General features: G+C 72.0%; 8 protein-coding genes. All 8 read right to left on the reverse strand.

Features of this window, described 5'->3' with window-relative positions; translation table 11 throughout:
* Nucleotides 1–364 precede the first annotated feature (364 nt).
* Genes FDF13_RS11765 through carB form a run of 8 tightly spaced genes read right to left on the reverse strand, consistent with a single transcriptional unit; the run spans nt 365 to nt 10,529 of the window.
* Entirely contained in the window at nt 365–2,593 is a 2,229-nt protein-coding gene (locus tag FDF13_RS11765; protein WP_137319807.1) for a primosomal protein N', read from the reverse strand.
* A 7-nt stretch (nt 2,594–2,600) separates the two neighbouring features.
* Complete coding sequence (gene metK / locus FDF13_RS11770) at nt 2,601–3,803, reverse strand: methionine adenosyltransferase (protein ID WP_137319808.1); 1,203 nt, start codon at nt 3,801–3,803, stop codon at nt 2,601–2,603.
* 9 nt (nt 3,804–3,812) lie between these two features.
* The gene (gene coaBC, locus FDF13_RS11775; RefSeq protein ID WP_137319809.1) at nt 3,813–5,081 is read right to left on the reverse strand and encodes a bifunctional phosphopantothenoylcysteine decarboxylase/phosphopantothenate--cysteine ligase CoaBC; all 1,269 of its coding nucleotides are present in this window, start codon (nt 5,079–5,081) and stop codon (nt 3,813–3,815) included.
* Nucleotides 5,078–5,395, reverse strand: coding sequence for a DNA-directed RNA polymerase subunit omega (gene rpoZ, locus FDF13_RS11780; protein WP_137319810.1), 318 nt, complete (start codon nt 5,393–5,395; stop codon nt 5,078–5,080). Before rpoZ ends, coaBC begins: the two co-directional genes overlap by 4 nt.
* Nucleotides 5,396–6,007, reverse strand: coding sequence for a guanylate kinase (gene gmk, locus FDF13_RS11785; RefSeq protein WP_137319811.1), 612 nt, complete (start codon nt 6,005–6,007; stop codon nt 5,396–5,398).
* On the reverse strand, nt 6,004–6,321 hold the full coding sequence (gene mihF / locus FDF13_RS11790; RefSeq protein ID WP_137319812.1) for an integration host factor, actinobacterial type: 318 nt from the start codon (nt 6,319–6,321) through the stop codon (nt 6,004–6,006). The genes gmk and mihF overlap by 4 nt, the downstream gene beginning before the upstream one ends.
* A 45-nt stretch (nt 6,322–6,366) precedes the next feature.
* Entirely contained in the window at nt 6,367–7,260 is an 894-nt protein-coding gene (gene pyrF / locus FDF13_RS11795; protein WP_137319813.1) for an orotidine-5'-phosphate decarboxylase, read from the reverse strand.
* A complete protein-coding gene (carB, locus tag FDF13_RS11800) occupies nt 7,257–10,529 on the reverse strand; it encodes a carbamoyl-phosphate synthase large subunit (protein ID WP_137319814.1) in 3,273 nt (1,090 codons plus the stop codon). The genes pyrF and carB overlap by 4 nt, the downstream gene beginning before the upstream one ends.
* Between the last annotated feature and the right edge of the window lie 6 nt (nt 10,530–10,535).

The following is a 10,535-nucleotide window of genomic DNA, read 5'->3' on the forward strand; positions in this document are numbered from 1 at the left end:
CGTACGCGACTCCCCGGCTTCCCGAAACCGCGAGCAACTGCGGGCAATATCTCCGGTCGGCCCAAACACAGCCCCGGACAACTCCCCCGACCTGAGGACACCTCGGTCCGGCGCATGGTTCCCGGGCCTCACGGTTCCCCGACTCGTCACCCGGCCGAGACCGCCGAGCGGCACAGGCACCGGCAGGCGCATTCAGTCAGTCTCCCCACCCGGTGACTCAAGACAGCGCCTCACGGTGACGCTCGAAGATGGCGACTCGAGCGGGCGCCTCAAGGTGGCAGTTCGAACTGGCAGCTCGAACCGGCGACTCGAGCCGCCGCGCCTCAAGCCGCCGCACCTCGGACCCAGCGCGCCTGCCCCGCGCCTACAGCGCGTCGGGGTCGTCGACGCGGACCGCGACGATGTCGGCTCCGCGCATCGACCGCGATGCGACCTCTGCGGCGAGGCGCGTCGTCACTGCGCGGCCGTCGGCGATCGTGAAGCCCACGACGACCGAGTACGGCTCGTCCTCCGCGATGAGCTCGCGCACCTCGGCGGTCTCCCGCAGCACCGCGATGACCTCTCCCACGGCCTCGCGCCCGCCGCTGATCGTCACCGTCCGCGCCGCCGGCGGCAGCCCGAGCACGGCCCGGTCCGCGGACTGCTCCGCCGCCCACGGGATGGGCTCGAACCGGCTCACCACACGCTGCACCGCCTCGTCCTCGTCGAGCAGCAGCACCCGGCCACCCGCGGAGTGCGATCGCACGAGCGAGGCACCGCGCAGGCGACGCGCGATCGCCTGCTCCGTCGAACGGAGCCCCGGCCCCGGCCACAGCGTGTCGAGCAGCAGCGCCGAGGCGTACCCGCCTTCGACATAGGGCTCCGCACCGGTCGTCGCGACGACGATGCTCGGCTCCGGATCCACCGCGCCGAGCACCCGGTCACCGCCGGACCGGACGATGAGTGCGCCCGGGAACGCCCTTCCGAGCTCCTCGTACACCTTGTCGAGCCCGCTCACCACCGAGCGCACGGCGGTCGCGGAGCACTCCCGGCACGTCACCGAATCGGCCCGGTACCCGCATCGCCGGCACGCGAAGGGGCCCAGGATCGAGGCGGCGGTGAGCTTCGACTCGCACTGCGGACAGCGGGTCACCGTCCGACAGCGGGCGCACGCGATGACCGGCAGATAGCCCGCACGCGGCACCTGGACGAGCACCGCACCCGGCGCCGACGGCGCCCGGCGCGAGCGGCCGAGCGCATCGCGGACGAGCTCGAAGGCACGAGGCGGGAGGCGGCCGGCGGAGCCCGGGTCGCCGTCGGGGTCGGGCACGAACACGAGCGGAGCCGCCTGCCGACGGAGCTCGCGCGGGGCCACGATGTCCCCCACCCAGCCGGAGTCGACGAGGTGCTGTGTCTCCACGCTCCGCCCGTAGTCGAGGAGCAGCAGCGCGGACCCCTCGAGCTGCACCCGGGTGAGGAGCACCTCACGGGCGTGCGGGTAGGGCGCGCGATGCTCGAGGTAGGAGCCGTCGGCGTCGTCGAAGCAGATGACGAGTCCCGGGTCCGGCAGCGGCGCGAAGGCCGCGGCCCGGGTGCCGATGACGAGGCGCGCGCGCCCGGTGAGTGCGGACACCCACGCGTCCCAGCGCTCCTCCTGACCCTGGTCCGCCGAGAGCCGGACCGTGACCGGGGCGAGGTCGCCGAGGCGCGCCTCGAGCGCGGCGAGCTCCCGGTGGTCGGGCACGAGCCAGAGCACGCTGCGCCCTGCGGCGAGGACGGGAGCGGCGGCCCGCAGGCCGAGGTGGATCCATCCGGTGCCGGGATCGTTGCCGGGCAGCACGGCGCAGGCGGCGCGCGGCCCGCGCACAGATCCCGCACCGTCATCTCGGTCAACCCCGGAACCGGCACCTCGTTCATCCCCGGCACCAGGATCCGCGTCACCATCAGTACCCGGGCCACTATCCGCACCCGCATCACCATCCGCACCCGCGTGATCATCCGGACCCGGTTCCGCGGCCCAGGATTCGAGCGCGGCGAGGTAGTCGTGGAAGGCCGGCGGCTCGTCGGCGCGCGGGGTGACCTCCCCGGCCACCTGGACGAGCGCGGGCTCCGAGAGCAGGCGCCCGGGCCGGCCGAGCGCGCGCTTCTCCGCTCGGGCGTGGCGCGGCGGGATCGCTAGCCGCAGCACATCGGGCAGCGTCCCGGCGTACCGGTCCGCGATCGCCCGGCACAGCGTCAGCAGAGACGGGGTGAGGACGGGCAGCGGGGAGGTCACGCGTTCGAGCGCGGCGAGCTCGCCGACGTGCTCGGTGACCTCACGCCGTTCGAGGATGAAGCCCGAGGTCAGCCGCCCGGCGAAGCGCACCCGCACCCGCACGCCGGGCTGCGCGGTCGCGTCGAGCTTCGCGGGCACCGCGTAGTCGAAGGGCCGGGCGAGGTGCGGCAGCTGGGTCTCGACGAGGACGGCGGCGACGGGCAGGCCGTCGGCCGGGGTGATGCCGCCGCGCACCCGCAGGACTCCCCCGAGCCCGTCGCCCTCGGGCACCGGTGCGAGGGCTGAGCCGGTCGGCGCCTCGAAGAGTCCCGGGGCCGCGTCGCGCGGATCGCCGCTCATCGGGGGATCAGCTCACCTCGCGGCGCAGCGCCTCGGCGCGGTCGGTCCTCTCCCACGTGAAGGTGTCCTCGGTCCGGCCGAAGTGGCCGTAGGTCGAGGTCGCGGAGTAGATCGGGCGCCGCAGGTCGAGCGCCTCGATGATCTTCGCGGGACGGAGGTCGAACACGCTGCGGATCGCTGCGGCGATCTTCTCCGGGTCCACGGTCTCCGTGCCGAAGGTCTCGACGTAGAGGCCCACCGGCCGGGAGGAGCCGATCGCGTAGGCGACCTGGACCTCGGCGCGGTCGGCGAGGCCGGCCGCGACGACGTTCTTCGCCACCCAGCGCATCGCGTAGGCGCCCGAGCGGTCGACCTTCGAGGGGTCCTTGCCGGAGAAGGCGCCGCCGCCGTGGCGGGAGAAGCCGCCGTAGGTGTCGACGATGATCTTGCGTCCGGTGAGACCGGCGTCGCCCATCGGCCCGCCCACGACGAAGGGTCCGGCGGGGTTGATGAAGTATTCGGTGCCGGAGGTGTCGAGACCGCGCTCGGCGAGCACCGGGTCGACGACCGTGCGGCGGATGTCGGTTTCGAGCTGGTGGGCGCCCACGGCGGCATCGTGCTGGGTGGAGACGACGATCGCCTCGATGCTCACCGGCGTGTCGCCGTCGTAGCCGATCGTCACCTGCGTCTTGCCGTCGGGGCGCAGGTAGTCGAGCTCACCGGACTTCCGGACCGTGGTGAGGCGCTCCGAGAGCCGGTGGGCGAGGTGGATGGGCAGCGGCATGAGGACGTCGGTGGAGTTGTCGGCATAGCCGAACATCAGTCCCTGGTCGCCCGCGCCGAGCGCCGAGCCCTCGTCCTCGAGGTCGTGGGTGCCGCTGCGGTGCTCGAGCGAGGTCGTCACGCCGGAGCTGATGTCGGCCGACTGCGAGCCGATCGACACCGACACACCGCACGAGTGCCCGTCGAAGCCCTTGTCCGAGGAGTCGTAGCCGATCCCGGTGATGACCTCGCGCACGAGGTTCGCGACGTCGGCGTAGCCGCTCGTCGTCACCTCGCCGGCGACGTGGACGAGCCCCGTGGTGACGAGGGTCTCGACGGCCACCCGGGCGTGCGGGTCCTGGGACAGGAGGGAGTCGAGGACGGCATCGCTGATCTGGTCGCAGATCTTGTCGGGATGGCCCTCGGTCACGGATTCGGACGTGAATTGGCGCAGCGCTGAAGAAGTCACGCCCCCATCCTAGCGATCGAGGACGGACACGAGTCCGGAGATGACCTTCTGCGACACCTCGGCCTTGGTGCCCGAGGCGCGGGCCACCTCGGTGACCGCGTCGCCGCTGCGGGCGTAGAGGATCACCGAGTTCGACTCGGTGCCGAAGGCCTGACCGGCGGACACGTCGTTGAGGACGAGCAGGTCGCAGCCCTTGCGGAGCAGCTTGGCGCGGGCGAGCTGCTCGATCCCGGCGTCCGGGGACCCGGTCTCCGCGGCGAAGCCGACGATGAGCTGGCCGGGGGCGCGGGTCCGTACGAGGCCGGCGAGGATGTCGGGATTCTGCACGAGCTCGAGCCGCAGGCCGGCGTCGCCGTCCTTCTTCATCTTGTGCGCGGCGACCTCGGCCGGCCGGTAGTCGGACACGGCGGCGCACATGATGACGACGTCGGAGTCCGGCTGGGCGGCCTCGGCCGCGGCCTGGAGCTCCGCGGTGGTCTCGACGTGCTCGACGGTCACGGTTCCGGGAAGCTCGGCGAGCACCTCGGCGGCGACGTTGGCCGCGACGAGGCGCACGCGGGCGCCGGACCGGGCCGCGGCCGCGGCGAGCGCCGCGCCCTGCTTGCCCGAGGACCGGTTGCCGAGGAAGCGGACGGGGTCGAGCGGCTCCCGGGTGCCGCCGGCGGTGACGAGCACGTTCCGGCCAGAGAGCGGGGTGCCGGACTCCTCGCCCGAGGCGCCCTCTACCGCGGTGCTCTCCTTGACCGAGGCGCTCACAGCATGGGCCGCCAGCGCAGCGGCGACGATGTCGCCGGGCTCGGGCAGGCGCCCGGGGCCGGAGTCGGCGCCGGTGAGGCGGCCGCTCGCGGGGTCGATGACGTGCATCCCGCGGGAACGCAGGGTGGAGACGTTGTCGACGGTCGCCGGGTTCTGCCACATCTCGGTGTGCATCGCCGGGGCCGCGACGACGGGTGCGGTGGTGGTGAGGACGGTGGCGGTGAGGAGGTCGTCGGCGATCCCGGCCCGCAGCCGGGCGAGCAGGTCCGCGGTCGCCGGGGCGATGACGACGAGCTCGGCGTCCTGGCCGATGCGCACGTGCTCGACCTCGTCGACGCGGGTGAACACGTCTGTCGCCACGGGCTGCCCGCTCAGGGCCTCCCAGGTGGCGGCGCCGACGAACTCGAGCGCGGCCCGGGTGGGGACGACCCGCACCGTATGACCGCGCTCCCTGAGCTCGCGCACGACATGGCAGGCCTTGTAGGCCGCGATGCCGCCTGCGACGCCGAGGACGATCCTCACTGCTCGGGGAGCTCCTCGACCGGCATGCTGAAGTCCTCGACGACCGGCGGGGCGAAGTCGGACTCGCGGGGCTCACGGATGAGGATCTTGCCCTCGTTGATCTCACGCAGCGCGATCGACAGGGGCTTCTGGTTGGGCTCGGGGGTCACCAGCGGGCCGACGTTCTCGAGCAGGCCCTCCTGGAGCTGCGCGTAGTACGCGTTGATCTGCCGGGCGCGGCGCGAGGCCTCGATGACGAGTTCGTACTTCGAATCGGTCACCGCCAGCAGATCGTCGATCGGCGGGTTGGTGATACCTTCGGGTTCTCCGGACACTCAGACTCCATTTGACTCGGGGCTGCCGACCGGTTCGGCGGAACCGTCGGCGGGGCTGTCGACCGACAGCCCCATCAATCCTACTAGGTCCTGCGCGGCAGCACGAACATCGTGGTTGACCACCGTGTGGTCGAACTCCGATTCGGCGGCGAGCTCGGCCTTCGCGGTCTCGAGCCGACGCGCCTGCTCCTCCGGGGTCTCGGTGCCGCGGCCGATGAGCCGGCGCACGAGCTCCGACCAGCTCGGCGGGGCGAGGAACACGAACCGCGCCTCGGGCAGCGCCTCCTTGACCTGGCGGGCCCCCTGCAGGTCGATCTCGAGCAGCGGGGCGTGCCCGCTCTCGAGTGCTTCCCGGACGGGCCCGGCCGGTGTGCCGTAGCGGTAGCGGCCGTGCACGGTCGCGTACTCGAGGAGCTCCCCGGCGGCGATCATCGCGTCGAACTCCTCCTCCGTCCGGAAGAGGTAGTGCACCCCGTCGACCTCGCCCGGACGGGCGGGCCGGGTGGTCGCCGAGACGGAGAACCACACCTGTGGGAAGTGCTCGCGGATGTACGCGCTGACGGTGCCCTTGCCGACCGCGGTCGGCCCGGCGAGAACGGTGAGAGTGTTCACGAAGCTCCGAACTTCGCCAGCAGCGCGGCGCGCTGGTGGACCCCGAGGCCCTTGAGACGGCGGGAGGCGGCGATGCCGATCTCCTCCATCAGGGCGCTCGCGCGCCGGTCGCCGACGCCGGGCAGCGAGCGGAGCAGGTCGTGGACCTTCATCTTGCTCAGCGCCTCATCGGATCCGGCCCGGTCGAGCACGGCGGACAGCGTCGTCCGCCCCGCCTTGAGCTCGGTCTTGACCTCCGCGCGCGCCTGCCGCGCCTTGAACGCCTTGTCCAGGGCGGCCGCCCGCTGCTCCGGCGTCAATGGTTCGAGTGCCACGTCTACTCCTCGTCAAGAGAATGTTCCTTGCAGGGGAAGGTCTCCTCAGTCTAGACGCATCCGCTGCCGGAGCACATGGGTGATCTCGTCCATCGCTCCAGACAGGCCCGCCCGGTCCGGTCCGGCGGCGAGCACCGAGCGCGAGGCGCTGACGAGCACCCGGCCGGCGGTGAAGGAGTCGCCGAACACCGCCGCAAGATCGTCCGGTGTCCCGCCCTGCGCCCCGAAGCCGGGCGCGAGCACCGGGCAGGTGAGCTGTGCGGGGTCGATCCCAAGGGCCGGCATCGCGCCCCCGATCGTGGCGCCGATGACCACGCCGGCCCGCGGTGATCCGACCTCGGCGTTGAACTCCTCCACGCCGGCGATGACCTCCGCAGCGACCGGCCGACCGGCCGGGGTGAGAGCGTGCTGGACCTGCGGCCCGTCGGGGTTCGAGGTGAGCGCGAGGACGAACACCCCGGTCCCGCACTCCCGGGCCGCGTCGAGCGCGGGGGCGAGCGAGCCGAAGCCGAGGTAGGGCGAGAGCGTCACGGCGTCCGCGCACAGCGGCGAGGCCGGGTCCATGTACGCCTGGGCGTAGCCGGCCATCGTCGAGCCGATGTCCCCGCGCTTGATGTCGAGCACGCTGAGGAGGTCCGCGGCGCGCGCGGCGGCGAGCACCTCCTCGAGGACGGCCACACCGGCGGAGCCGAAGCGCTCGTAGAACGCCGACTGCGGCTTGACGAGGCCCACTCGACCGGCGGCGGCCTCGATGACGGCGAGCGAGAAGGTGCGGGCGCCGTCCGCGGTGTCCGGCAGACCCCAGTCGGCAAGCAGCCCGGCGTGCGGGTCGATGCCCACGCACAGGGCCGAGGTGCGCACGGCCGCAGGCCACGCGCGCCCGAAGTCCCGCGTGCCCGGCTCCGCGGTGACCGGCTCCCCCGGCTTCCGCTCGTTCATGCCCAGTCCTGCAGGGAGCGGACGTCGAACTTCTGCTGCTGCACCGACTCGATCGCGGTGACCGCGGCGGTGAACTCCGCGATCGTCGTGATGAGCGGGATCGAGGCGGATACGGCCGCGGCGCGGATCTCGTAGCCGTCGGCGCGCTCCTGCCGGCCGGAGGGGACGTTGACGACGAGGTCGATCCGCCGGTCGGCGATGTCATCGAGGATCGTCCGCTCCCCGTCTGCGGCCTCGAAGAACTTCGGCAGCCGGGTCGCGGTGATGCCGTAGCGGGCGAGAACCGCGGCGGTCCCGCCGGTCGCCACGACGGTGAAGCCGAGGTCGACGAACTGCTTGACCGGCAGCACGATCGAGCGCTTCTCCCGGTCGGCCACGGACACGAACACCGTGCCCGAGGTGGGCAGGCCGGCGTCGGCGGCGAGCTCCGCCTTGGCGAAGGCGACGGGGAAGGTGCGGTCGATGCCCATGACCTCGCCGGTCGAGCGCATCTCGGGGCCGAGGATCGAGTCGACGATCGCGCCGTCGACGGTACGGAAGCGGCGGAACGGGAGCACCGCCTCCTTGACCGCGATCGGGTGATCGAGGTCGAGCCGTGAGCCGTCGCCGGCAGCGGCGAGCACCCCGCCGCGCAGGCTCTCGATGCTCCGGCCGACCGCGATGAGCGCGGCCGCCTTGGCGAGCGGGTGGCCCGTCGCCTTCGACACGAAGGGCACCGTGCGCGAGGCGCGCGGGTTGGCCTCGATGACGTGGAGGACGTCGGCGGCGATCGCGAACTGGATGTTGAGCAGTCCGCGCACCCCGGTGCCGCGGGCGATCGCGGCGGTCGCCTCACGGACCCGCTCGAGGACGTTCTCGCCGAGCGTGATCGAGGGCAGCACACAGGCGGAATCACCGGAGTGGATCCCGGCCTCCTCGATGTGCTCCATGATCCCGCCGACGTAGACCTCCTCGCCGTCGAACAGCGCGTCGACGTCGATCTCCACGGCGTCCTCGAGGAAGCGGTCGACGAGCACCGGGCGGTCGGCGGACACCTCGGTCGCGGTGGCCATGTAGTCGAACAGCTGGTCGGTGTCGTAGACGATCTGCATGCCGCGCCCGCCGAGCACGTAGGAGGGGCGGACGAGCACGGGGTAGCCGATCTCCGTGGCGATCCGCTGCGCCTCCTCGTTCGTCGTCGCGGTCCCGTGCTTGGGCGCGGTGAGCCCGGCGGCGGCGAGCACCCGGCCGAACTCGCCGCGGTCCTCGGCGAGGTCGATCGCCTCGGGCTGGGTGCCGAGCACCGGCACCCCGGCCTCCTTGAGGCGGTCGGCGAGGCCGAGCGGGGTCTGCCCGCCGAGCGTGCACACGACGCCGGCGACGGGCCCGGCGGCGAGCTCGGCGTGGTAGACCTCCATGACGTCCTCGAAGGTCAGCGGCTCGAAGTAGAGGCGGTCGGCGGTGTCGTAGTCGGTCGACACGGTCTCCGGGTTGCAGTTGACCATGATCGTCTCGTAGCCGGCCTCGGACAGCGCCATCGTGGCGTGGACGCACGAGTAGTCGAACTCGATGCCCTGCCCGATCCGGTTCGGCCCGGAGCCGAGGATGATCACGGCCTCGCGCTCGCGGGAGGACACCTCGGTCTCGCGGTCGTAGCTCGAGTAGTGGTACGGGGTGCGGGCGGCGAACTCGCCGGCGCAGGTGTCGACGGTCTTGAACACCGGGCGCAGGCCGAGCGCGTGCCGCAGCCCGGTGACGACCTGCTCGTCGAGGTGGCGCAGGAGGCCGATCTGCACGTCGGAGAAGCCGTGGTCCTTGGCGAGCCGGAGCACCTCCGCGGTGAGCTCGGGGGCACCGGCGACGGCGGCCGCGACCTCGTTGATGAGGGCGATCTGGTCGAGGAACCACGGGTCGATGTCGCACGCCTCGTGCACCTCGGCGACGCTCATCCCGGAGTTGAGCGCCCGCTGCACCGTCGCGAGGCGATCCGCGGTGGGGTGGCCGAGCGCGGCGCGGACCTCGGTGCGGACGTCCGGATCCGCGAGGTCGAACCGCTCCGCGAACTCGAAGGCGGAGCCCTTCTGCTCGAGGGAGCGCATCGCCTTCTGCAGCGCGGTGGTGAAGTTCCGGCCGAGTGCCATCGCCTCCCCGACGGACTTCATCGTCGTGGTGAGCGTGGGGTCCGCGGCGGGGAACTTCTCGAACGCGAAGCGCGGGATCTTGACGACGACGTAGTCGAGGGCCGGCTCGAAGGACGCCGGGGTGACCTCGGTGATGTCGTTGGGGATCTCGTCGAGCGTGTAGCCCACCGCGAGCTTCGCGGCGATCTTGGCGATCGGGAAGCCGGTGGCCTTCGAGGCGAGCGCGGAGGAGCGCGACACGCGCGGGTTCATCTCGATGACGACGATGCGTCCGGTGTCGGGGTCGACGGCGTACTGGATATTGCAGCCGCCGGTGTCGACTCCGACCTCGCGGATGACGTCGATGCCGATGTCGCGCATCTTCTGGTACTCGACGTCGGTGAGCGTCATCGCCGGCGCCACGGTGATCGAGTCGCCGGTGTGCACGCCGACGGGGTCGACGTTCTCGATCGAGCAGATGACCACGACGTTGTCGTTGCGGTCGCGCATGAGCTCGAGCTCGTACTCCTTCCAGCCGAGGATGCTCTCCTCGAGGAGCACTTCGTGGGTGAGCGAGTCGCTCAGCCCGTCGCCGGCGATGCGGCGCAGGTCGGTCTCGTCGTAGGCCATGCCGGAGCCGAGCCCGCCCATGGTGAAGGACGGGCGCACGACCATCGGGTAGCCGAGCTGCTCGGCGGCGGCGAGGCAGTCGTCCATCGAGTGGGCGATGATCGAGCGCGCGACCTCCGCGCCGCAGCGCTCGACGACCTCCTTGAACTGCTGCCGGTCCTCGCCGCGCTGGATCGCGGCGACGTCGGCGCCGATGAGCTCGACGTCGTACTTCTCGAGGATCCCGGCCTCGTGGAGATTGATCGCGGCGTTGAGCGCGGTCTGCCCGCCGAGGGTGGGGAGGATCGCGTCCGGCTTCTCCTTGGCGATGATCGTCTCGATGACGCCGGGATCGATCGGCTCGACGTAGGTGGCGTCCGCGATCTCCGGGTCGGTCATGATCGTCGCCGGGTTGGAGTTGACGAGGATGACTCGCAGGCCCTCCTGCTTGAGCACACGGCAGGCCTGGGTGCCGGAGTAGTCGAACTCGCAGGCCTGGCCGATGACGATGGGGCCGGAGCCGATGACGAGAACGGACGACAGGTCTTCTCTGATGGGCACTTCGGG

Source organism: Brevibacterium sp. CS2 (assembly GCF_005280295.1).
Classification (GTDB): Bacteria; Actinomycetota; Actinomycetes; order Actinomycetales; family Brevibacteriaceae; genus Brevibacterium; species Brevibacterium pityocampae.